The sequence below is a fragment of the Amycolatopsis sp. NPDC004169 genome (genome assembly GCF_040610315.1).
GTDB lineage: Bacteria > Actinomycetota > Actinomycetes > Mycobacteriales > Pseudonocardiaceae > Amycolatopsis.
The window spans coordinates 53333-73930 of record NZ_JBEXMD010000022.1 but is presented as its reverse complement, the minus strand read 5'-3'; the positions used below and the strand labels follow the sequence as shown (position 1 = coordinate 73930).

Sequence of the window (20598 nt, the reverse complement as noted above, 5' to 3'; positions counted from 1 at the left end):
TGCTCCGCCGTCGGAGTCATCACACCGACCACGACGTGACCGCCGAGGGTGGGTCAGTCACACTTGTCTCGCGTCCCGGATCGGCCTGTAATGGCAGGTCCTGGCTCTAACCGACCGAGGAGTGCCGTGTCCACCGTTCCCGCCGATCTCAGCGGAAAGAGTGACGCCGAGCTGATCGCGGAGGTCCGCTCCGGGAAGATCAAGTCGTACGGCACGCTCTACGAACGGCACACCGGCGCCGCCCACAATCTGGCCCGTCAGCTGGCCCGCTCGAGCTCCGAAGCCGACGATCTCGTGTCCGAGGCGTTCGCCAAAGTGCTTGACACGCTGCGTAACGGCAAGGGCCCGGACACAGCCTTCCGGGCGTACCTGCTGACTGCGCTGCGTCACACCGCGTACGACCGCACGCGCAAGGAACGCCGGGTCGACCTCAACGAGGACATGACCGAGGTCGGCGGCGCCGCGGCCGAAGCGCTGACCGTGCCGTTCTCCGACACCGCGGTCGCCGGGCTCGAGCGGACGATGGCCGCCAAGGCGTTCGCCCGGCTGCCGGAACGCTGGCAGGCGGTCCTCTGGCACACCGAGATCGAGCAGCAGAGCCCGGCGGAGGTCGCACCGCTGCTGGGCCTGACCGCGAACGGCGTCTCGGCGCTCGCCTACCGCGCCCGCGAGGGACTCCGCCAGGCGTACCTGCAGGTCCACCTGCAGGAGAACGCCGAGGAACGCTGCCGCGCCTGCGCCGAGCGGCTCGGCGCGTGGACCCGCGACGGACTGTCCAAACGGGAACGCGCCCAGGTCGAGAGCCACCTCGACGAGTGCGACCGGTGCCGGGCGCTGGCCGCGGAACTGGCCGACGTCAACGGCGGGCTGCGCGCGATCATCGCCCCGATCGTCCTGGGCGGCGCCGCGCTGGGCTACCTCGCGACCATCGGCGCCGCGAAGGCGAGCGCGGCCACGGCGGCCGCCACGGGCGCGGCCGCCGCCGGTGCCGCGGCGGCGGGCGGCAAGGCCGGTGCGGCCGGGAGTGCCGCCGCGGCCGGGCCCCGCCAGTTCGCCGGGGTCGCCGCCTCGGGCACGGCGATCGTCGCGGCCGTCATCATCGCGCTCACCGCGGGTGGCGGGGTCCAGGAGGTGCCCGTCGCCGCTCCGGTGCCGGCCCCGGTCCAGCCGGCCCAGCCGCCGGCCCCGAAGCCGCAGCCCCCGGCCCCACCCGCGCCGCCGCAACAGCAGCAACCCCCGGCGCCCGAGCCGCCCGCGCCCCCGGCCCCACCTGCGGCTCCGCCGGTCGAGCCCGCTCAGCCGCCGGTCGCCCCGCCCGCCCCGCCTCCCGCGCCGGTCCCGCCCGCTCCGGCACCGCCGTCGATGTCCGCGACGACCCCGCCGGACGGCCTCGAGCTCAGCCCGGGCACCGCGACGAACCTGCCCATCACCGTGCGCAACGACGGCGGCAGCCCGTCCGACCCGGTGGCGGTCGCGCTGAACCTCCCCCGCGGGGTCCGCGCGGTCGACACCGGCGGCGGCGGTGCGCTACTGGCCCGCGCCGACGCGCCCGGCCCGGTTTCGGTGAACTGCCCCGGCGGCACGGGCAAGGTCACCTGCAAGACCGGCGCCGGCCTGCAGCCCGGCCAGAGCGCCACGCTGAACTTCCGCCTCCAGGCCGACGAAGACGCCGAAGGCGGCACGGTGACCGGCTCGGTCACCGCCGGCGTGCAGATCTCCGTCGCGGTGAGCGTCAAGGTCACCGTGAAGCTCCCGAAGGACGACATGGTCCTGGAAGCCCAAGGCGACGGGCTTTCGGCGTTCCCGTGGAACCACCACCCGCTGGTCTACGTGCGGGTCCGCAACACCGGCGAGACGACAAGGCCGGTCACGGTCACCTTCGACCACCCGCTCAAGCAGTGGTGGAGCCTGCGCGGCTTCCCCTGCACGACGACGGACGACGGCGCCACCTGCACGACGAAGAGCGCGGTGGCACCGGGCCAGCACGTCAACCTGTGGGTGCGGCTGAAGGGCCGTCCCGACGACGGCCGGGTGACGATCACGGCGGAGCTCGGCCGGGCGACGGCGCCGCCGGTGACCGTGGACTTCGGCTGCTGGCGCCACTGGTGCGGCAAGGACCCGCAGCCCCCGACGTCGACGACGACGGCCCCGACCTCCTCGAAGCCGTCCAAGCCGAAGCCGACCCCGTCGAAGCCGTCGTCGGCACCGCCGGTGACGACGACGGAAGAACCCACGCTCGAGCCGCCGGTGGCCACGACCACGACCAGCGCGCCGCCGCGGTCCGGCGGGAAACCCGGGGCCAAGCCGCCGACGGTCAGTCCGGAAAAGGCGTTTGGCTGGCTGACCGGCTGACCCCCCGATATCCGGACATTCGCGACAGCCGGCCCGCCTGAACCACGGGTAAACGCGGTGTACTCCTAGACTGCCTGGTGTGACCGTTGTGGAAACCGTGCTCAAGCGCACGCCGGAGCCACTGCGTTCGGTGCTGATCAAGCACCGGGAGCTGCTGAAGTTCGCGATCGTGGGCGGCACGACGTTCCTGGTCGACAACGGCGTCTGGTACGCGCTGAAGCTCACCGTGCTGGAGCCGAAACCGACCACGGCCAAGGCGATCGCGATCATCGTCGCGACCATCGTGTCCTACATCCTCAACCGCGAGTGGTCCTTCCGGACCCGCGGCGGACGCGAACGGCACCACGAAGCCGCGCTGTTCTTCGTCATCAGCGGCATCGCCGTCGGCGTCAACCTGGTCCCGCTGATCGTCTCGCGGTACGTGCTCGACCTCGAGGTCCCGCACGTGACGTTCCTGGTCCAGGAGATCGCGGACTTCGCGAGCGGCTCGATCATCGGCATGCTGCTGGCCATGTTCTTCCGCTTCTGGGGCTTCAAGAAGTGGGTGTTCCCGGACGAGCTGGGCGAGCGGCGGCGCGACACCGACCAGGTCACCCGCCTGCCCTGAAAAACTACTTGTCTCCTGACATGTAGTTGTCTAAAGTCATTCTCGTCAGTGTTCCTTCGTGAGGACGCCGTCCGGGTTCGGCCGGGCGAGCGGGACGATTCGAGGTGGTTTCCGAGCGCGAAGAGGTCGCATCCGTTCGCGGATGACGATGGAGCCTTTTCCCGACTCGACGGGACGCGTGTCTCGCGCGTCCGCATCTCTCGTCCCTCCTGACGAACCAAGGATTTCCGTTGCGCACGATCGCGCCTTCGCGCGCCCTCAAACCCGCCCTCGCGGGCCTGTTCCTGTCCGTTTTCCTCGCGATGCTCGACGCCCAGGTCGTCGCCACCGCGCTGCCCCGGATCGCCGCCGAGTTCGGCGGCACCGGCGCCTACGCCTGGGTCACCACCGCCTACCTGCTCGCCGGGAGCGCCACCGCGCCGCTGTACGGCAAGCTCGGTGACGTCCTCGGCCGCAAACGTGTGCTCCTGGGCGCACTCGCCCTCTTCCTGCTCGGCTCGCTCGCCTGCGGCCTGGCGCCGTCGGCCGCGTTCCTGATCGCCGGACGCGTCTTGCAGGGTGCCGGCTCCGGCGGCCTCTTCGTCTCCGTCGGGGCTTCGCTGGGCGAAATGTTCTCGCCCCGCGAAGGCGCGAAGTACTTCGGCTGGTTCTCGATCTGCTTCGCCGTCGCGTCGCTCGCCGGGCCGGTCGTCGGCGGCCTGCTCACCGGCCTCGCCGGGTGGCGGTCGATCTTCCTGGTCAACCTGCCGCTCGGGCTGGTCGCCCTGGCCTGCCTCCGGAAGCTCGAGCTGTCCACCCGGCGCCGGGAAGCGCCGTTCGACTTCGCCGGCGTGCTGCTGCTCGGCAGCGCGATCACCGGGTTCACCCTGCTCACGCCCTGGTCGGTCGCCCTCGGCGCGGCCGCGGCCGCGGTGTTCGTGGTCGTCGAACGGCGGGCCGCGGCACCCGTCCTGCCGCTGCGGTTGTTCCGCGACCGGACGTTCACCGTGTCCGTGCTGCTCAGCGTGCTCGCCGGGTTCGCGTTCCTCGGCTCGGTCAACTACATCGCGGTCCTGCTGCAGGCCGACGCCGGTCCGGCCGAAGGCGGGCTGCGGCTGCTGCCGATGACGCTCGCCGTGTCGGTCGCCTCCGTCGTGGCGAGCAAGGTCATCGCCCGCACCGGCGCCTACCGCTGGGCACCGCGGTCGAGCATGGCGCTCGGCCTGCTCGCGGTGCTCGGCCTGCTCACCCTCCACGGCCTCCCGCAGGTCCTCGCCTGCCTGGTCGTCTTCGGCTGCGCGGCCGGGCTGAACCTGCAGGTGCTCGCCATGGCCACGCAGAACACCGCCCCCGCGGCGGACCGCGGCGCGGTCGCCGCCGGCGTCAACCTCGCCCGCGCGCTCGGCTCGGCCCTCGGCCCGGTCGCGCTCGGCTTCGCCTACCACGCCGGCACCCACGGCGTGTTCCTCGCGCTGCTGCCCGTGCTGGCCCTCGGCCTCGTCACGGCCTTCGCGCTCCCGCACGTCCCGCTTTCCCGATCGGAGAACCCCCGATGATCTTCGTCCTCGGCGCCACCGGCAAGGTCGGCCGCCACCTCGTCCCCGCCCTGCTCGACGCCGGCGCGCACGTCCGCGCCCTGACCCGCGACCCGGCGAAGGCCCGGATCGACCCGCGCGCCGAAGCCGTCCGCGGCGACCTCGGCACCTCGGACCTGCCCGCGCTGCTGGCCGGCGCCGACCGCGTGTTCATGCTGACGCAGGGGCACAGCGCCGACCGGGAAGCGGCGGTCGCCCACGCCGCCGCCCAGGCCGGCGTCACCCACCTCGTCAAGCTGTCCACCACCGGTGTCCACTTCGGACAGCAGGACCCGATCACGCTCGCCCACGCCGAAGCCGAGCAGGCGATCCGCGAAGCCGGGCCGGCGTGGACGATCCTGCGGCCCGGCGCCTTCATGGACAACCGGTTCGCCTGGCTCGGCTCGATCCAGGCGGAGAACGCCGTGTACGTGCCGGACACCGATCCGCCGTCCGCGCTGGTCCACGTCCGCGACATCGCCGAAGTCGCGACGCTCGTCCTGACGACGTCCGGGCACGAAGGCGCGACTTACGAGCTGACCGGCGGTGAAGCCCTCACGGCCGAGCAGCAGGTCGCCATCCTGGCCGAAGCGATCGGGCGTCCGCTGAAGTACGTCGAGGAAACCGAGAGTGCCGCGAAGGACCGCCTGGTCCGGACGTACGGCTGGCCCGCGAAGGCCGTCGACGGGCTCTTCGCCCTCAAGCGCGAGTCCGCGCCGCACGAGCACGTCGTCTTCGACACCGTCGAGCGGCTGCTCGGCCGTCCGCCGCTGACCTTCGCGGCCTGGGCACGGGAGAACGCGTCCGCGTACCATCACCTGGAGTGACCAGGGGGAGGTGAGGCGGATGGGCGACCTGCGCGTTCTCGTCGTGGACGACCATCCCCTGTTCCGGATCGGCGTCGGGACGCTGCTCGCCGCCGAACCCGGGATCGCGGTCGTCGGCGAGGCCGCCGGCGGCGCCGACGCGGTCGCCTCCGCCGCCGCCCTGCGGCCCGACGTCGTCGTGATGGACCTGCACCTGCCCGACCTGTCCGGGATCCAGGCGACCCGGCAGATCGTGGCGGCCGACCCGGGCACCGGCGTGCTGATGCTGACGATGGCCGACGAAAGCGAGTCGGTCTTCGCGGCGATGCGCGCCGGTGCCCGCGGCTACCTGCTCAAGGACGCCGAGCCGGACGAGATCATCCGGGCCGTGCAGGCCGTCGCCCGGCGGGAGGCGATCTTCGGCCCGGACATCGCCAACCGCGTGCTCGCCTTCTTCAACCAGCCGCCGGTCAGCGAGCCGGTGTTCCCGGAGCTGACCGGGCGCGAGCGCGAGGTGCTGGCGCTGATCGCGGCCGGGCACAGCAACAGCCTCATCGCCAGCACGCTGTGCCTGAGCCCCAAGACCGTGCGCAACCACATCTCGAACGTCTTCGCCAAGCTGCACGTCGCCGACCGGGCCGAGGCGATCGTCCGGGCCAGGGACGCGGGCCTCGGCCGGTCCTGAAAGACGGCCCGCCCGGGCAACATCGGGACCCCGGTCCCATGCGCCCGGGACACGCGAGCGGGCAGGCTGGGCAGCCTGCACCGTTCGAGGGGAATGGGGAGCGATGTTCGAAACCGACCGGACCCCGGTGGTGGTCCGCGCCACCGATCCGATCCTGCACAACGGCGTCTGCATGGCGCTGCGCTCGCGCGACGACGTCCGGGTGGTCGACGACGGGACAGCTCAGGTCGCCCTGCTGGTCGCCGACCGGATCGACGAGCCGATGACCCAGCTGCTGGCCGCGCTGCACCACCAGGGCTTCACCCGGATCGTGCTGATCGCGGGCGAAGTCGACGACAACGAGATCCTCAACGCGGTCGAGCACGGCGTCTGCGCGGTCGCCCGCCGCGCCGACGCGGGCCCGGACGTGCTCGTCCGCCTGATCAAGGCCGCGGCGGCCGGGGAAGGCGCATTGCCGCCCGACCTGCTCGGCCGGCTGCTGAACCGGGTTTCCCGCCTGCAGCGCCAGGTGCTCCAGCCGCGTGGCCTGCGCCTCGGCGGGATGAGCGACCGGGAGACGGAGGTGCTGCGCCTGGTCGCGGCGGGGTACTCGACGCAGGAGATCGCCGACGAGCTGTGCTACTCGCAGCGCACGGTGAAGAGCATCCTGCACGACGTCACCAACCGGTTCCAGCTGCGGAACCGCTCGCACGCGGTGGCCTACGCGCTGCGGGAGGGGCTGATCTGAGCGGACGGCCGGGCGCTAGCGGGGGACGCGCTCGGCCGGCCAGCGCACCTCGGGGACGTCGCTCGGCCGGGGCACCTTCAAGAACAGGCTGAACACCGCCGGGCGGCGGTTCGACAGCTCCAGGCGGCCGCCGTCCGCCTCGACCAGTGCGCGGGCCAGTGCCAGGCCCACCCCCGTCGAGCCGCCGCCGGAGAAACCGCGCTCGAAGATGTGCGGCGCGAGCTCGTCCGGCACGCCGGGGCCGGTGTCGCTCACCTCGATCACCACCGTGCCCTCGGCGTCGCCGCGGCGGGCGATCAGCGTCACCGTGCCCGAGCCGTGGCGCAGCGCGTTGTCCAGCAGCACGCCGACGACCTCGCGGAGCCGTCCCGGCGTGGCACGGGCCATCAGGCCGTCCGCCACGCGCGTCCGCAGGTTGCGGCCCTCCGAGCGGAGCAGCTCACGCCACTCCTGGGCCATTTCCGGCAGCTGCGTCGGCAGGTCCACCGGTTCCGCGCCGACTTCGCGCGCGGCGCGGGCCGCCGCCAGCAGCTCGTCCAACGCCTCGGCGAGCCGGTCCGCCTGTTCCTGGGCCGCCTTCGACTCGTCGGCCACCTCGTCGTCCGGGTGCACGGTCAGCGGTTCCAGCCGCAGCTGCAACGCCGTCAGCCTGCTGCGCAGCTGGTGCGAGACGTCGCCGACCAGCTGGCGCTCCCGCTGCACGAGCTGGGCCAACGCGGTGCCGGACGCGTCCAGCGCTTCGGCGACCATGTCGAGCTCGCCGACGCCGTAGCGGCTCGGGTCGGGCCGGAAGTCACCGCCGCCGAGGCGGGCCGCGCGCTCGGCCACGTGCCGCAGCGGTTTCGCGAGCCGCCGGGCCGTCGCGATCGCCACCACCGCGCCGGTGCCGATCGACAGCAGCACCAGCAGCACGACGACGAGCGTCACCGTCGTCTGGCGTTCGTGCATCGGACCGGCCGGGACGGCGATCTCCACCTTGCCGTCCCGGGCCAGGTCGGCCGTCTCGATGACGGTGTCGGGCCCGGGACTGCTGCCGTAGCGCTTCTCGTCCTGGCCGCTGGCCCGGACGGTGAGCAGCCCGTTCGCCGGGACCGCCGCGCGCACCTGGTCGAGGTCGATCTCCTGGCCGTTGGCGATTTCGGTGTCCAGGATCGCCGCCGCCGCGCGGGCGTTCTCGGCGAGCGTCTCGCGGTAGCTCGACTCGATCTGCCAGCTCGCCACGATGCCCAGCGGGATGCCGAGGACCGCCGAGCTGACCGCGACGGCCAGCAGGATGGCGAGCAGGATGCGGCGGCGCACGGCTTATTCGCTGTTGAAGCGGAAGCCGACACCGCGGACGGTCGCGATCCGCCGCTCGCCGTCGTGGGTCTTGCTGGTGCGGCCGGCGGCCTCGTCGGCGGCGATGGCGAGCTTCCGGCGCAGCCACGACATGTGCATGTCGAGCGTCTTCGACGTCTTCGACTCCAGGTCGTTCCAGACCTCGGCGAGGATCTCGTCGCGGCTGACGACCTGCCCGGCGCGGCTCATCAGCACGCGCAGCAGCTCGAACTCCTTGTTGGCCAGCTGCACCTCGTGGTTGTCCACGGTGACCAGCCGGGCGCCGAGGTCCATCCGCACCCCGCCGGCCTCCAGCACCTCGGGCACCCGGCGGCGCAGCAGCGCGCGGATCCGGGCGAGCAGCTCGGCGAGCCGGAACGGCTTGGCGACGTAGTCGTCGGCGCCCGCGTCCAGGCCGACGACGAAGTCGACCTCGTCGGTGCGGGCGGTGAGCATCAGGACGGGCAGCTCGGTACCGGCCGCGCGCAGCCGCCGGCAGACCTCCAGGCCGTCCATCCCGGGCAGGCCGAGGTCCAGCACGAGCAGGTCGACGCGCTGGGCGGCGGTGGCGTCGAGCACCGAAGGGCCGTCGGTGACGACGTGGATCTCGTACCCCTCGCGTTCGAGGGCGCGGGAGAGCGGTTCGGCGATGGCCGGATCGTCTTCGGCAAGTAGGACCATGCTCACCTGGCCAACTCTACGGCGCACGGGCGTGAAACCATCGTGACCGTGCCTGGCTACGAAGATGATCTGGCTCTCGCCGTCCGGCTGGCCGACGCCGCCGACGCGATCACGACGGCGCGGTTCCGCGCCCTGGACCTGGCGGTGGAGCGCAAGCCCGACCGCACCCCGGTGACCGACGCCGACACCGCGGTCGAGGACGCGATCCGTGCGCTGCTGGCGGCGGAACGCCCGGGCGACGCGGTGCTCGGCGAGGAACGCGGCGGCTCGGCGTCGAGCGGCCGCGCGTGGGTGCTGGACCCGATCGACGGGACCAAGAACTTCCTCCGCGGAGTACCCGTTTGGGCGACATTGATCGCGTTGGTGTCGGACGGTGACCCGGTGGTCGGCCTGATCAGCGCGCCCCTGCTGGGCCGCCGGTGGTGGGCGGCTTCGGGCTCCGGGGCGTTCTCGTCGGACTCGGCAGGCACCCGGCGGCTGTCGGTTTCGAAGGTTTCGTCCCTTTCGGACGCTTATCTGTCCACAACGGACCTCAACTCGTGGACGACGTACCACTCGCGCTCGAAGTACCTCGACCTGGTCGACGCGTGCTGGGAGACCCGCGCGTTCGGCGACTTCTGGCACCACGTGCTGGTGGCCGAGGGCGCGTTGGACGTGGCGGCCGAGTGCATCGTCAACCCGTGGGACGTCGCGGCCGCGCAGGTGATCGTCACCGAGGCGGGCGGCCGCTTCAGCGACCTGGACGGCGTCGGGCGGTACGACAACGGGAGCGCGCTGTCGACCAACGGCCTCCTCCACGACGAGGCATTGGCCTTGCTGAAGCGCTGAGTCAGGAGCCGGGGAGCAGGCCGACGGCGCCGCGGGCGACCTGGGCCCAGGCCAGCCGCCCGAACAGGTAGTGGCACGCCACCTGCTCGCTGGTGAACCGGGCCCAGTCGTACCGGTTGCCCTGCTCGCGCCAGAACACCTCCCACGCCTCGTCCTCGCCCTGCATCAGGCACCAGGCGTTGTCGACCTCGGCACCGAGCGAGACGACCTCCGGCGGCACGCCCAGCACCCCGAGCCACCGCTGGATCGACTGGGTGTTCATCAGTCCTCTTCCCCCTTGGCCTCGGCGAGGTAGCCGAGTGTCACGAGCTCGTCGGCCGCCAGCAGGGCACGGTACCGCGTGCCGCCGCCGACCTGGCCGAACCAGTTCGCGGTCTCCGAGCGCCACATCGGCACCTTGCGCACCACGACGTACCGGCGGTACTCGGCGTCCAGCGTCGCCGGTGGCAGCGAGCGTTCCGCGAAGGGCGTGCCGTCCTCGTAAAGGATTCGCCCGTAGGCCGGGCCGAAGCGGTCGAGGACCGTGTTGGCCGGGACCATCACCGGCTCGGGCCAGTCCACGCTGCTCTCGGGGAACTGCTCGCCCGGCGGCCACGCGTACTCGGGGCCCAGGTCGCTGTGCCCGACGACGAACCGGCGGATCCACACCGCCCGCGTCGCCCGCGCGTACGGGACGTACCCCTCCTTCAGGTGGCGTGGCACCGGCCGCGACGGCGCGGTCGGCGACCGACGGAAGCCCGCGGTGACGTTGGTCAGGGCCTGGTCGTCGAAGATCAGCCGGGCGTCCGGGTGGTCGTTCGGCGGGAAGCCCTCGGGGTCCTCGGGCAGCGGCAGCTGGCGCGCCGGCTTGTCCATCGCGACCGGGAGGTGCCCGATCGGGAACATGTGCACCAGGAACAGCGCGACGATGCTTTCCCGTTCCGTGCGCGGCGAGCCGAGCGGGGGCAGCGGCACGGGCGAACCGGGGTTCGGCGGCGGGCCCGCGACCGGCGGCGGCCCGGCCACCGGCGGCGGCAGCGGGGGAACCGGTGTCGGCGGGGGTGGCGGGGGCGGGGGCAGCTGGAACGGCGGCAGCAGCGGCGACACCGCGTGCGGCCACGCCGCGGGGTTGCCCGAGGGCGGCGTCGGCGCCTCTTCGAAGGCGCCCGGATCCGCCAGGCCGTACCCGGGCAGCTGCACCGGCCCGGTGTCGAGGTCGGCCTCGACCGGTTCGGAGCCCGCCTCGGAAGGCTCGGTCAATCCATCCTCCGGCTGTCGGTGCCTGTGGGGCACACGCTGTTCGACGCGGCCGCGGCGCTGCCGGTCCCCCTTGATACCGCACCCCATCCCCGAGGGCGCGGCGAGGTCAGTTGTTTTCGGGGCTCCGGGTGGCGGAGCCCCGGATGTCTCAGCCCAGTGCGGCGACCACCCGGGACGGGCTCGGGCGGCCGAGCTGTCCCGCCATCCACACACTGGCCGCCACCAGCGCGTCCAGGTCGACGCCGGTGGCCACCCCGAGGCCGTCCAGCAGCCACACCAGGTCCTCGGTCGCGAGGTTGCCGGTGGCCGACTCGGCGTACGGGCAGCCGCCGAGCCCACCCGCCGACGAGTCCACAGTCGACACTCCACATCGGAGCGCCGCCAGCGTGTTGGCGAGCGCCTGGCCGTAGGTGTCGTGGAAGTGCACGGCCAGAGTTCCGACGTCGCCGAACAACCCGATGAGGTTTTCGACCTGCCCGGCCGTCGCGACGCCGATGGTGTCGCCCAGCGAAAGCTGCGAGCACCCCATGTCCAGCAGCCGACGGCCGGCCGCGGCGACCTGCTTCGCCGGCACGACGCCTTCCCACGGGTCGCCGAAGCACATCGAGAGGTACCCGCGGACGTCCAGGCCCGCTTCCCTGGCCCGCGTGACGACCGGCTCGAACATCGCGAACTGTTCGTCGAGCGACGAGTTGAGGTTCTTGCGCGCGAACGTCTCCGTCGCACTGGCGAAGATCGCGATGTGCTCGACACCGGCTTCGAGGGCCCGGTTCAGGCCCTTCTCGTTCGGCACCAGCACCGGGTACCGGACGCCGTCACGGCGGTCGAGCCGGGCCAGCAGCTGCTCGGCGTCGGCCAGCTGCGGCACCCACTTGGGGTGCACGAAGCTGGTCGCCTCCAGCGTGGTGAGCCCGGCGCCGGCGAGCCGGTCGAGGAACTCCAGCTTGACCTCGACCGGGACGATCGCCTTCTCGTTCTGCAGCCCGTCACGCGGGCCGACCTCCCAGATGGTGACCCGCTCCGGCAGTTCACCCGCCGAGGGGACCCGCTCGGGCAGGCCCAGTGCGCGCGTGCCCATCAGCGGCGTCTCTCGCCACGCGGCGGGTGCCCGCCGCCCTGTGGCGGCAGCGGCGTGGTCTGCTGCGGCTGCTGCTGGTAGCCCGGCCGGTAGTCGTCGTACGGGTTGTCGTTGACCTCGCGGTAGATGACCGTGTGCACCTTCTCGACGTGCGGGATGTCCTCGAAGCGCAGCGGCTCGTCCGACGCCGACTCGATGATCAGCGTGCCGCAGCCGAAGACCCGGTCGAGCAGGCCGTGCTCGAACTGGACGCTGTTGATCCGGCCCATCGGGATGTCGATGCCGGTGCGCTTGAGGACGCCCTCGCGGGCGATCAGCCGGTCGGTCGTCACGATGAAGTGGGTGGTCCGCCAGCGCACGAGCGGCGCCAGGAACAGCCACACGATCAGCACGAGCGCCACGACCCCGATGGCGATCAGCCCGACCGAGTTCCACGGCGAGGACGCGTCCTTCGCCAGGATCGCCAGCCACGTGCCCGCACCCACGGTGACCAGCAGCGCGAGCGTCGGGAAGATCAGCATCTTGAAGTGCGGGTGACTGTGCACCACGACGTGCTCTTGCTCGCTGAGCAAATCGTCCGGATAAGCCACGGCGGACGCTCCCAAGGTCGGTGCGGCGGTGTCGTCTCACCGTACCGGCGACGCGTGCGGCGGTGGGGGCAACGCCCCGACAAATCAGGCCGGACGGACGTGGACCACGTCACCCGCGAAGACGGTGTGGCGCTGCCCGCCCGCCACGTCGACCTGCAGCTGGCCGGCGGCGTCGATGTCGGCCGCGCGGCCGGTGAGCGCCGTCCCGTCCGGCAGCTGCACCTCGACGTCCTGGCCGAGGGTCGCGCAGTGGGCGCGGTAGTCGCCGAGCAGGCCGGCTTCGGTGAGGTCGCCGCCGGCCAGCCGCCAGCGCTTCTCGAGCTCGTCGAAGCCGCTGAGCAGCGCGATGGCGACGTCGGTGCGGTCGGTGTTCGTGGCGCCCCGCTCGGCCAGCGAAGTCGCCGGCAGCCCGCCCGGGCCCGGCTGGACGTCACCCAGCGGCAGGACGTTGAGGCCGATGCCGAGCACGATGGACGGGTCGGTCCCGGCGACGGCCTCGGCGAGGATGCCGGCGCACTTGGCGCCGTCGACGAGGACGTCGTTCGGCCACTTGAGCACGGCGTCCACCCCGACGGACGCGGCGGCGGCCCGGACGGCCAGCCCGGCGACGACGGACAGTGAGCCCAGCACCGCGAAGGGGACACCCGGCCGAAGCGCGACGCTCAGGTACAGCCCGGCGCCCTTCGGCGAGCTCCACGACCGAGCCCGCCGGCCGACCCCGGCGGTCTGCTCCTCGGCGAGCAGTACCGTCCGGTCCGCGGCGCCGTCTTCTAGAGCTTTCCGCAGGTCGGCGTTGGTGGAGCCAGTGCGCTCGACGACGTCGATCTTCGCGTAACGATCCTGGAGCGCGGCGGTCAGCCGTCCAGCGTCGATCTCTCCATCCATGCCCCCGCCCCCACCCTCAATCGAGTCGCTTCGCTCCGCTGGCTGAATCATGTGCCCACAATATGAGAGTCCCCCTAACGTGCAAGCTACTCGCTCGTTCAGTAAGAGGTGTGCTCTTCTAAGTTGGAACCCGTGACGACGAAGCAGACTTCGTGGGCCCGCGGCGCGGCGTTGCGCGGCCTGGTGGCGCTGCCGCTCGTCGCCGGGCTCGTCACGGCGGGCTGGCTGCTGGCCGACCGCTCGCCGGAACCCGCGGCCGCCCCGGCTCCCCCGCCGGTGGTGCGCGACGCGGTGCCGGGCCCGTCGGTCCTCGAAGTGAGCGCACCGGTGAAGGCGCAGGAGCCGGGCCAGGGCGCGTCCGGCCAGGGCGGCAAGAGCCCCCTTCGGCAGTGGGCCGAGCAGCTGGCCGGGCCACTCGACATCCCCGCGGACGCGCTGGTCGGCTACGCGAACGGCGAGCTGACGCTGCGGAACGAAGACCCGTCGTGCCACCTCTCCTGGGTCACCCTGGCGGGCGTCGGCTCGGCGGCGTCGAACCACGGCCGGGGTGAGGGCACCCCGCTGGGCCTCTCGCCGGCGCAGGTCAAGAAGTACGGTTCCGACGCGGCCGCGGCCGGGCGCGCCCTCTGCGCCGGCGGCACCGACCTCGGGGCAGGCCCCGGCTGGTGGAAGGCGATCGCGGCCTACCACCCGGGCAGTGACACCGAACTGTTCCGCCAGCGCGTCCTCGGCATGGCGCAGCTGTACGCGACGCTGTCCCTCGACCCGGCGTCGGCGAGCTCCCCGCGTGTCCACGCGACCCGGTTCGCGCTGGGCCAGCTGGGCCTCCCCTACGTCTGGGGCGGCAACGGCCCCGACGCGGGCGCGGCGGGCTTCGACTGCTCCGGCCTGACGAAGGCGTCCTACGACAGCGCGGGCGTGGCCCTGCCGCGAACGGCGGACAGCCAGTTCCGCGCGCTCCCGCCGGTGCCGGCCACGCAGGAACCGCGCCTGGGCGACCTGGTGTTCTACGGCAACCCGGCGACCCGCATCCACCACGTCGGCCTCTACCTCGGCAACGGCCTGATGATCAACGCGCCGACCGAGGGCCAGGCCATCCAGATCCACACGTACCACTCGAAGGGCGACGACTACGCGGGCGCGGGCCGCCCGGCCTGATCTCCGGCGACGTCGAGCAGGATCTCCAGCAGCTCGCCGGGCGCGTCCCGCATGAGGTTGTGCCCGCCGTCGAGGGCGTGGGTGGTCCACGCGGGATCCGCGCGCAGGCGCTCGTAGACGGGGGTGAACGGCGATGCGCCGTCCCACCCGGCGGCGTAGACGTAGTCCCGGCGCCGGAACCGGCCGGTGTCCCCGGACAGGCGCAGCGGCTGGAGCAGGGAAGCGAGCGGGTGCGGGGTGGCACGGGGATCGAAGAACGGCAGCGGTCGCACGGCGTAGCCGGTGTCGACGACGTCGAGGTACCACCGCCGTTCCGCGTCGGAGACCAGCGCCCAGCAGGAGTCACCGTCCGCGGGCACCACGGCGTCGAGGTAGACCAGGCTGTCCACCCGCTCCGGCAGGCGGTCGGCGGCCCCGGTGATCACCATGCCGCCGTAGCTGTGCCCGACCAGCACGGCGTCGTGGACGTCCTCGGCCGTCAACAGCGCGGTCACGTCCTCGATGTGCGTGTCGAGGTTGACCCCGCCGGGCAGGAGGTGGCTGCGCTCACCGACCCCGGTCGGCGTCACCGGGTGGACGAGGTGCCCGCGCTCCCGGAGCTGCCCGGTCAGTTCGGCGAAACACCAGCCGCCGTGGCACATCCCGGGGACGAGGACGAAGGTGGTCATGGTCGTGCTCCTTGGGGTTGTCGTTGCGGGTCAGGGTCACCAGGGCCGCCGCTCCACACAGGACGGCGGTCCAGGCCAACGGCGCGGCGGCCGAGGTGTGGTCGGCGAGGACGCCGGCGAGCCACGGGCCCATGGTCTGCCCGATGGCGAAGAGGGCGGTGAACGCGGACAGGGTCGCGGTCCAGTCCGCGGGCGCCACGGCCGCCCGGATGTGCGCGGTGACGGCCGCGGGGACCGCCATGAAGGTCACGCCGTAGGCGACGACGGAGGCGATCAGCACCGCCGGCGACAGCAGCGCCACCGCCGCGCCGCCGGCCAGCACGCCGAGCACGACGGCCAGTACGCGGGTACCGGGCCGGCGCGTGATCGGACCGCTCCACACGGCCGGGGCCGCCACGACCGCGGCGCCCAGCACCGTCCAGGTCAGCACCACCTGGCCGACCGGGGCGTGCCGGTCGGCCAGGTACACCGACAGGAACGTGATGTAGGTGATGTAGCCGGTCGCGAAGAGGAAGTACGCCACGGCAACCCGCCACAGTGGACGGATCCGGGCCCGGCCGGCCGCGGGTGCCGTCCGCTCGTCGCCGGTTCCGGCGGCCCGCCAGGAGATCAGGGTCGCCACCGCCGCGGCGGCACCCAGGCCGGCCCACGCCGCCTGCCAGTGGCCGGCCAGTGCCGGGACGGTCACCCCGCTGAAGACGATCCCCAGTCCCGTGCCCGCGAAGTACACCGTGAGGGGCGCGCCGCCGTCCATCCGGGCCGCGATCACCCCGCCCGCGATGAACACCACCGCCCCGCTCGCCCCGGCCAGCGCCCGAACCGCCAGCAGCACCGGGAAGACGTCACCGGCGGCCGTGCCGGCCAGCGCCAAGGCCGTGACGACCATGCCGCCGCGGAAGGCCGCGGCCGCACCCCAGCGGCGCACCACGGCCGCGGTCGCGGCCGCTCCGGCCAGGTAACCCAGCCCGTTCGCGGCGCCGACCACTCCCGCTTCGGTCAACGTCCACCGCAGGTCGTCCCGCATGGGCGGCACGAGCAGCCCGTAGGCGAACCGCGCGAGTCCCAGCGCGGACGCGGTCCCCAACGCCAGCCGCGCCGCCGTCATCCGTTCCCCCGTAGATCGAACCGATCAGTTCGATCCGGACGCTAGCACACGGATCGAACCGTTCGGTACCATCGTGTCGTGCCGGTTTCCAAAGGCTCGACCATCGACCCCGGGCGCACCCGCGCCGCGATCGTGCAGGCAGCCACCGACCTCCTGTACGAGCGCGGGCTCGACGGCGTCGGCGTGGCCGAACTCTGCAGCCGCCTCGGCGTGTCCAAAGAAACGCTCTACCGGCACTTCGGCAGCAAGGACGGGCTCGTCCAGGCGGTGCTCGAAGCCCGCAGCGACCGGGTCATCCGCTGGCTGACCGACGCCGCCGCGCAGGCCGGCGATCCCGCCGGCCGGATCACCGCCCTGTTCGACGCCCTCCAGGGCTGGTACGGCGAACCGGCCTTCCGCGGCTGCGCCCTGCTCAACGCCGCCGCCCAGCACCACACCGACGCGGTCCGGAGCATCACCGCGCGCCACCTCGGCCGTTACGTCGAGCTGTTCACCGCGATCGCCGAGGAAGCCGGCGCCGCCGACCCGGCCCGGCTCGCCCGGCAGCTGCTGATCCTCGTCGAGGGCGCCACCGTCGTGGCCGACCACCACGACCCCGCCCACGCGGGGGAACACGCGCGAGAGGCCGCGCTGACCCTGCTCGCCGCGGCCCGTCCCTGACGGTCGTTCACCGCGGCACCACCAGCCCCGACTCGTAGGCGAACACCACCAGCTGCGCGCGATCGCGCGCCCGCAGCTTCACCATGGCCCGGTTGACGTGCGTCTTCGCGGTGAGCGGGCTGATCACCATCCGTTCGGCGATCTCCTCGTTCGACAGCCCCCGCGCGACGAGCGTGACGGCCTCGCGCTCCCGGTTCGTCAGCTCCGCCAGCCCCGCGCCGGGCACCAGCGGCTGGGTCACGTACCGGTCGATCAGCTTGCGCGTGATCGACGGCGCCAGCAACGCGTCCCCCCGCGCCGCGACGCGCACCGCGTGCAGGAAGTCCTCCGGCTGGACGTCCTTGACGAGGAACCCGGCCGCGCCCGCGCGCAGGGCCTCGAAGACGTACTCGTCGAAGCCGTAGTTGGTCAGGATGACGACGTGCACCGCGGTCAGCGCCGGCTCCGCGGCGATGCGCCGGGTCGCCTCGATGCCGTCGACGCCCGGCATCTGGACGTCGAGCAGCGCGATGTCCGGCCGGTGTTCGAGGGCGAGCCGCACCGCCTCGCCGCCGTCACCCGCCTCGGCCACCACCTCGATGTCGGCTTCGACGTCGAGGAGCGCGCGGAACCCGCTGCGGATGAGCGGCTGGTCGTCGGCCAGCAGGACGCGGATCACGCGGGGTCCACCGGGAGCTCGGCCTGCACGCTGAACCCGCCTTCGCGACGGGGCCCGGCCTGGAACCGGCCGCCCAGCGCCGTGACGCGCTCGCGCATCCCGGTCAGGCCGACGCCCGGGACACCGTCCACAGCGGACGTCCCGTCGTCGTCCACCCGGACGACCAGCGCGCCGGGCCGGTGGTCGATCCGGACCGACGCGGTGGCCGCGGCGGCGTGCCGGGCGACGTTCGTCAGTGACTCCTGCACGATCCGGTACGCGGTCCGGCCGACGGCGGCAGGCACGGCGTCCTGCTCGCCTTCGACGGTCAGCTGCGCGTCGAGGCCGGTGGTCCGGGCGCGGCGCACGAGCTCGGGGACGTCGTCGAGCCCGCGCGGCGGGTCCCTGTCGTCGTCGCGCAACGCCTCCAGGGTCGCGCGCAGCTCCCGGGTCGCCTCGCGGCCGGCTTCGCGGATCGCCAGCAGCGCTTCCGGCACGTCTTCGCCGCGCTTGCGGGCCAGGTGGACGGCGACTTCCGCCTGCACCTTGATGACGGAGATCTGGTGGGTAAGGGAATCGTGCAGCTCCCGCGCGATGTGCAGCCGTTCCTCGTCCGCTCGCCGCCGCGCGGTTTCTTCGCGGGTGCGCTCGGCTTCGTCGGCCCGGCGCTCGGCCTGGCGCAACGCCTCCCCCGCCGCGCCGGCCGCGATCAGCCACGCCAGCTGGAGGACGTCCCGCGACTGCGTGAACGCCGCGCCGGTGCCGGACACGCCGGAAGCCAGGAGGGCCAGCGGAACCGCGATCAGCATCAGCACCGAAGCGACGATCGCGGCGACCCGGTGTCCCGCCCGGACGGCGGCGTACACGGCGAAGAGGTAGGCGACGACGGGCACTTCGAAGCCGGCGAACTGGTAGGCGAGGGCGCAGACGGCGGTCGCGGCCAACACGGCGACGGGCGCCCGGCGGCGCGCGGCGAGTGCCAGCCCGCCGGCCGCCAGCGCCGCGTACCCGAGCACGTCGAGGTCCGGGCTCCGGTGCGGACCGGACAGCCCGGCGACCACCAGCGCCACCGCCACCCCGGCGGCGACCACCCCGTCGACGACCTGCGCACGGCTCACCCCTGAACCCTAACCGGGGCGGGGCGCGGCGAAATCCCGCGTGAAGAGCAGTTCCTGGCTACTGCGCCTGCGGTAGTCCCCCGCTTCCTGCGGCGCTCGCGGCAGCACGAAGTGCCTCCTCGCGCACGACGACGGGCACGGGGTCCGGCGGCGATGCTCGCGGCGTCCGATCCGGATCCTGGAGGAGCACCTCATGAACGTCCACGTTGTCGCCGCCGTCAGCTCCTACGACCTGACGCCCGGACGGCTCTGGTCCTTGATCGCCGTCGTCCTCGGCGTGGCGGGGATCGTCGCGGGTGGGCTGGCACTGGCCCGCGGCCGCGGAGCCGTCGTGGCACTGGCGGGCGGCCTCGCCTCGATCGTCATCGGCGGCTGGGTGGTGGCGGCCGCGAAGGGCGGGCCGGGCACCGGCTACGGGATCGTCGGCGGTTACGTGGACCTCGTGATCGGCACGGTCGCGCTCGTCCTCGGCGGGCTGTCGGTGGCGCGCTCACGCGGTTTTGTCGGTGGTCGCCGCTAGCGTCTCGGGCATGTTCGAAATCGACTTCGCCGAGTTCCCGTCCACGTCCGCCGAGGCGTCCGGGCGGTTCTTCGAGCGCGCGTTCGGCTGGGCGGTGACACCGTACGGCCCGGACTACACCGACGTCCGGGCCGCCGGCCTCACGCTGGGCTTCCAAGCGGATGCGGCCGAACAGCCACGCGCACCGCTGGTCACGATCCGCACGGACGACCTGGCCGCCGCCCGCGAGTCGGTGGAGGCCGCGGGCGGCGTGGTGACCAAGGAGCCGTTCGCCTTCCCGGGCGGCCGCCGGTTCCACTTCCGCGAGCCCGGCGGGAGCGAACTGGCGGTGTGGTCACGGGACTAGCACCGCCGGCTCCAGGTAACCGGCCGCCCCGCCGCCGTAGAACGCCGCGGGGTCGGCTTCCGCGGTCGGCAGGCCGAGCGCGAACCGCGTCACCAGGTCCGGGTTCGCGATGAAGTGCCGCGCGTACGACACGGCATCCGCGATGCCCGCTTCGATCACCGCGTCACCCGTCTCGCGGTCGAAACCGTTGTTCACGATGAGGAGGCCGTCGAACAAATCCCGATAGCGAGCGAAAGCCGCGAAGTCCGGTCCGCTGTCGGGCCCCCGCAGGTGCAGGTAGTCCGCGGCGAGGCCGGCGACGAGTTCGTCGTACTCGGCGCGGAGTGCATCGTCCACAGTGAACAGTCCGCCGGTCCACCACGGGCTGAGCCGGACGCCGACACGGCCGTGGGCGGCGGCCGCGGCGACGACCTCGGTGAGCAGCCGCCGCCGGTTGGCCGTCGAGCCGCCGTAGGCGTCGGTGCGGTGGTTGAGCCGCGGGTGCAGGAACTGGGCGAGCAGGTACACGCCGTTGGCCGCGATCTCGACGCCGTCGAAGCCGGCGCGGCGGGCGTTCTCCGCCGCCTTCCCGTAGTCCGCGACCGTCGCCCGGATTTCGGCAGGCCCGAGCTCGCGCGGGGTGCCCGTGCGGCACCGCCCGGAGGGCGGGTACACCGGCTCGTCCGGGTTCACCGCCGACGGCCCCGCCGGCCGGGCGCCGAGGAAGTGCGGGTGCGAAACCGCGCCGGTGTGCCACAGCTGCGCCACGATCCGGCCGCCGAGCGCGTGCACCACGTCCGTGACCTGCCGCCAGCCGTCGACCTGGGCTTCGGTGTACAACCCGGGAACGTCCGAGAAGCCGACAGCTTGCTCGCTCACCCAGGTGCCTTCGGCGACGACGAGCCCGGCGCCCGCGCGCTGCGCGTAGTAGGCGGCCTGCAGGTCGCCGGGCACTCCGCCGGGCACGCGCGCCCGGGTCGTCGGGGCCACGACGACCCGGTTCGGCAGGTGCCAGCCGTCCAGGTCGGCAGGGGTCAGCAAGCTCATCCGGTCACCTCC

Annotated in this window: 23 protein-coding genes; 11 read left to right on the top strand and 12 right to left on the bottom strand. The window is 73.1% G+C overall.

Annotated elements, in window-relative coordinates:
- The first annotated feature begins 126 nt into the window (after positions 1–126).
- The 6 genes from ABZX11_RS27395 to ABZX11_RS27370 all read left to right on the top strand — a co-directional run bounded on the left by ABZX11_RS27395 (position 127) and on the right by ABZX11_RS27370 (position 6730).
- Positions 127–2352 (top strand): sigma-70 family RNA polymerase sigma factor, encoded by a 2226-nt coding sequence (locus tag ABZX11_RS27395; protein ID WP_354918005.1) that lies wholly within the window; start codon positions 127–129, stop codon positions 2350–2352.
- Between the two features lie 79 nt (positions 2353–2431).
- Positions 2432–2959 (top strand): GtrA family protein, encoded by a 528-nt coding sequence (locus ABZX11_RS27390; RefSeq protein ID WP_176173039.1) that lies wholly within the window; start codon positions 2432–2434, stop codon positions 2957–2959.
- A gap of 230 nt (positions 2960–3189) precedes the next feature.
- Positions 3190–4494 (top strand): MFS transporter, encoded by a 1305-nt coding sequence (locus ABZX11_RS27385; RefSeq protein ID WP_354918002.1) that lies wholly within the window; start codon positions 3190–3192, stop codon positions 4492–4494.
- On the top strand, positions 4491–5339 hold the full coding sequence (locus ABZX11_RS27380; RefSeq protein ID WP_354917999.1) for an NAD(P)H-binding protein: 849 nt from the start codon (positions 4491–4493) through the stop codon (positions 5337–5339). The genes ABZX11_RS27385 and ABZX11_RS27380 overlap by 4 nt, the downstream gene beginning before the upstream one ends.
- A gap of 19 nt (positions 5340–5358) precedes the next feature.
- The gene (locus tag ABZX11_RS27375; protein WP_176173042.1) at positions 5359–6003 is read left to right on the top strand and encodes a response regulator transcription factor; all 645 of its coding nucleotides are present in this window, start codon (positions 5359–5361) and stop codon (positions 6001–6003) included.
- Between the two features lie 103 nt (positions 6004–6106).
- Positions 6107–6730, top strand: coding sequence for a response regulator transcription factor (locus tag ABZX11_RS27370; RefSeq protein ID WP_176173043.1), 624 nt, complete (start codon positions 6107–6109; stop codon positions 6728–6730).
- A 15-nt stretch (positions 6731–6745) separates the two neighbouring features.
- On the opposite strand, the gene ABZX11_RS27365 is transcribed toward ABZX11_RS27370, so the two are convergent.
- Together ABZX11_RS27365 and ABZX11_RS27360 are read right to left on the bottom strand one after the other, a co-directional pair.
- Positions 6746–8029, bottom strand: a complete 1284-nt coding sequence (locus tag ABZX11_RS27365) for an ATP-binding protein (RefSeq protein WP_176173044.1) — start codon at positions 8027–8029, stop codon at positions 6746–6748.
- A gap of 3 nt (positions 8030–8032) precedes the next feature.
- On the bottom strand, positions 8033–8728 hold the full coding sequence (locus tag ABZX11_RS27360) for a response regulator transcription factor (RefSeq protein WP_176177944.1): 696 nt from the start codon (positions 8726–8728) through the stop codon (positions 8033–8035).
- A 42-nt stretch (positions 8729–8770) separates the two neighbouring features.
- Here ABZX11_RS27360 and hisN point away from each other — a divergent pair, with 42 nt between their 5' ends.
- Entirely contained in the window at positions 8771–9556 is a 786-nt protein-coding gene (gene hisN / locus ABZX11_RS27355) for a histidinol-phosphatase (RefSeq protein ID WP_354917994.1), read from the top strand.
- 1 nt (position 9557) lies between these two features.
- On the opposite strand, the gene ABZX11_RS27350 is transcribed toward hisN, so the two are convergent.
- The 5 genes from ABZX11_RS27350 to ABZX11_RS27330 all read right to left on the bottom strand — a co-directional run bounded on the left by ABZX11_RS27350 (position 9558) and on the right by ABZX11_RS27330 (position 13348).
- Positions 9558–9818, bottom strand: coding sequence for a hypothetical protein (locus ABZX11_RS27350; protein ID WP_003105220.1), 261 nt, complete (start codon positions 9816–9818; stop codon positions 9558–9560).
- Positions 9818–10795 carry a TNT domain-containing protein gene (locus ABZX11_RS27345; RefSeq protein WP_176173046.1) on the bottom strand — a complete coding sequence of 326 codons (978 nt, stop codon included), beginning with the start codon at positions 10793–10795 and terminating at the stop codon, positions 9818–9820. The genes ABZX11_RS27350 and ABZX11_RS27345 overlap by 1 nt, the downstream gene beginning before the upstream one ends.
- 148 nt (positions 10796–10943) lie before the next feature.
- Positions 10944–11873, bottom strand: a complete 930-nt coding sequence (locus tag ABZX11_RS27340) for a hydroxymethylglutaryl-CoA lyase (RefSeq protein ID WP_176173047.1) — start codon at positions 11871–11873, stop codon at positions 10944–10946.
- Positions 11873–12463, bottom strand: a complete 591-nt coding sequence (locus ABZX11_RS27335; RefSeq protein ID WP_354917990.1) for a PH domain-containing protein — start codon at positions 12461–12463, stop codon at positions 11873–11875. Before ABZX11_RS27335 ends, ABZX11_RS27340 begins: the two co-directional genes overlap by 1 nt.
- Before the next feature lie 84 nt (positions 12464–12547).
- Positions 12548–13348, bottom strand: coding sequence for a biotin--[acetyl-CoA-carboxylase] ligase (locus tag ABZX11_RS27330; RefSeq protein ID WP_354917987.1), 801 nt, complete (start codon positions 13346–13348; stop codon positions 12548–12550).
- A 132-nt stretch (positions 13349–13480) separates the two neighbouring features.
- Between ABZX11_RS27330 and ABZX11_RS27325 the strand changes: the two genes are divergently transcribed.
- Positions 13481–14506, top strand: coding sequence for a C40 family peptidase (locus ABZX11_RS27325; RefSeq protein WP_176173050.1), 1026 nt, complete (start codon positions 13481–13483; stop codon positions 14504–14506).
- On the opposite strand, the gene ABZX11_RS27320 is transcribed toward ABZX11_RS27325, so the two are convergent.
- Both ABZX11_RS27320 and ABZX11_RS27315 read right to left on the bottom strand, forming a co-directional pair.
- On the bottom strand, positions 14479–15147 hold the full coding sequence (locus tag ABZX11_RS27320; protein ID WP_354918176.1) for an alpha/beta hydrolase: 669 nt from the start codon (positions 15145–15147) through the stop codon (positions 14479–14481). The genes ABZX11_RS27325 and ABZX11_RS27320 overlap by 28 nt on opposite strands.
- On the bottom strand, positions 15053–16279 hold the full coding sequence (locus ABZX11_RS27315) for a YbfB/YjiJ family MFS transporter (RefSeq protein ID WP_354917984.1): 1227 nt from the start codon (positions 16277–16279) through the stop codon (positions 15053–15055). Before ABZX11_RS27315 ends, ABZX11_RS27320 begins: the two co-directional genes overlap by 95 nt.
- Positions 16280–16357: 78 nt before the next feature.
- On the opposite strand from ABZX11_RS27315, the gene ABZX11_RS27310 reads away from it, so the two are divergent.
- A complete protein-coding gene (locus ABZX11_RS27310) occupies positions 16358–16939 on the top strand; it encodes a TetR/AcrR family transcriptional regulator (protein ID WP_354917981.1) in 582 nt (193 codons plus the stop codon).
- 7 nt (positions 16940–16946) lie between these two features.
- Here the strand turns inward: ABZX11_RS27310 and ABZX11_RS27305 are convergent, their stop codons facing one another.
- Both ABZX11_RS27305 and ABZX11_RS27300 read right to left on the bottom strand, forming a co-directional pair.
- A complete protein-coding gene (locus tag ABZX11_RS27305; protein ID WP_354917978.1) occupies positions 16947–17597 on the bottom strand; it encodes a response regulator transcription factor in 651 nt (216 codons plus the stop codon).
- The gene (locus ABZX11_RS27300) at positions 17594–18694 is read right to left on the bottom strand and encodes a histidine kinase (protein ID WP_354917975.1); all 1101 of its coding nucleotides are present in this window, start codon (positions 18692–18694) and stop codon (positions 17594–17596) included. The genes ABZX11_RS27305 and ABZX11_RS27300 overlap by 4 nt, the downstream gene beginning before the upstream one ends.
- 193 nt (positions 18695–18887) lie before the next feature.
- Here ABZX11_RS27300 and ABZX11_RS27295 point away from each other — a divergent pair, with 193 nt between their 5' ends.
- Both ABZX11_RS27295 and ABZX11_RS27290 read left to right on the top strand, forming a co-directional pair.
- Complete coding sequence (locus tag ABZX11_RS27295) at positions 18888–19214, top strand: DUF6223 family protein (RefSeq protein WP_176173055.1); 327 nt, start codon at positions 18888–18890, stop codon at positions 19212–19214.
- Positions 19215–19224: 10 nt separating this feature from the next.
- Positions 19225–19560 carry a VOC family protein gene (locus ABZX11_RS27290; protein WP_176173056.1) on the top strand — a complete coding sequence of 112 codons (336 nt, stop codon included), beginning with the start codon at positions 19225–19227 and terminating at the stop codon, positions 19558–19560.
- On the opposite strand, the gene ABZX11_RS27285 is transcribed toward ABZX11_RS27290, so the two are convergent.
- A complete protein-coding gene (locus ABZX11_RS27285) occupies positions 19549–20586 on the bottom strand; it encodes an alkene reductase (RefSeq protein ID WP_354917971.1) in 1038 nt (345 codons plus the stop codon). The genes ABZX11_RS27290 and ABZX11_RS27285 overlap by 12 nt on opposite strands.
- Between the last annotated feature and the right edge of the window lie 12 nt (positions 20587–20598).

Excerpts from the sequence above, each read along its gene's own strand:
- ABZX11_RS27295 (WP_176173055.1), top strand. The coding sequence starts at position 18,888 with ATGAACGTCCACGTTGTCGCCGCCGTCAGCTCCTACGACCTGACGCCC.
- ABZX11_RS27350 (WP_003105220.1), bottom strand. The coding sequence starts at position 9,818 with ATGAACACCCAGTCGATCCAGCGGTGGCTCGGGGTGCTGGGCGTGCCG.
- ABZX11_RS27330 (WP_354917987.1), bottom strand. The coding sequence starts at position 13,348 with ATGGATGGAGAGATCGACGCTGGACGGCTGACCGCCGCGCTCCAGGAT.
- ABZX11_RS27370 (WP_176173043.1), top strand. The coding sequence starts at position 6,107 with ATGTTCGAAACCGACCGGACCCCGGTGGTGGTCCGCGCCACCGATCCG.
- ABZX11_RS27315 (WP_354917984.1), bottom strand. The coding sequence starts at position 16,279 with ATGACGGCGGCGCGGCTGGCGTTGGGGACCGCGTCCGCGCTGGGACTC.
- ABZX11_RS27340 (WP_176173047.1), bottom strand. The coding sequence starts at position 11,873 with ATGGGCACGCGCGCACTGGGCCTGCCCGAGCGGGTCCCCTCGGCGGGT.
- ABZX11_RS27320 (WP_354918176.1), bottom strand. The coding sequence starts at position 15,147 with ATGTGCCACGGCGGCTGGTGTTTCGCCGAACTGACCGGGCAGCTCCGG.
- ABZX11_RS27285 (WP_354917971.1), bottom strand. The coding sequence starts at position 20,586 with ATGAGCTTGCTGACCCCTGCCGACCTGGACGGCTGGCACCTGCCGAAC.
- ABZX11_RS27360 (WP_176177944.1), bottom strand. The coding sequence starts at position 8,728 with ATGGTCCTACTTGCCGAAGACGATCCGGCCATCGCCGAACCGCTCTCC.
- ABZX11_RS27290 (WP_176173056.1), top strand. The coding sequence starts at position 19,225 with ATGTTCGAAATCGACTTCGCCGAGTTCCCGTCCACGTCCGCCGAGGCG.
- ABZX11_RS27380 (WP_354917999.1), top strand. The coding sequence starts at position 4,491 with ATGATCTTCGTCCTCGGCGCCACCGGCAAGGTCGGCCGCCACCTCGTC.
- ABZX11_RS27375 (WP_176173042.1), top strand. The coding sequence starts at position 5,359 with ATGGGCGACCTGCGCGTTCTCGTCGTGGACGACCATCCCCTGTTCCGG.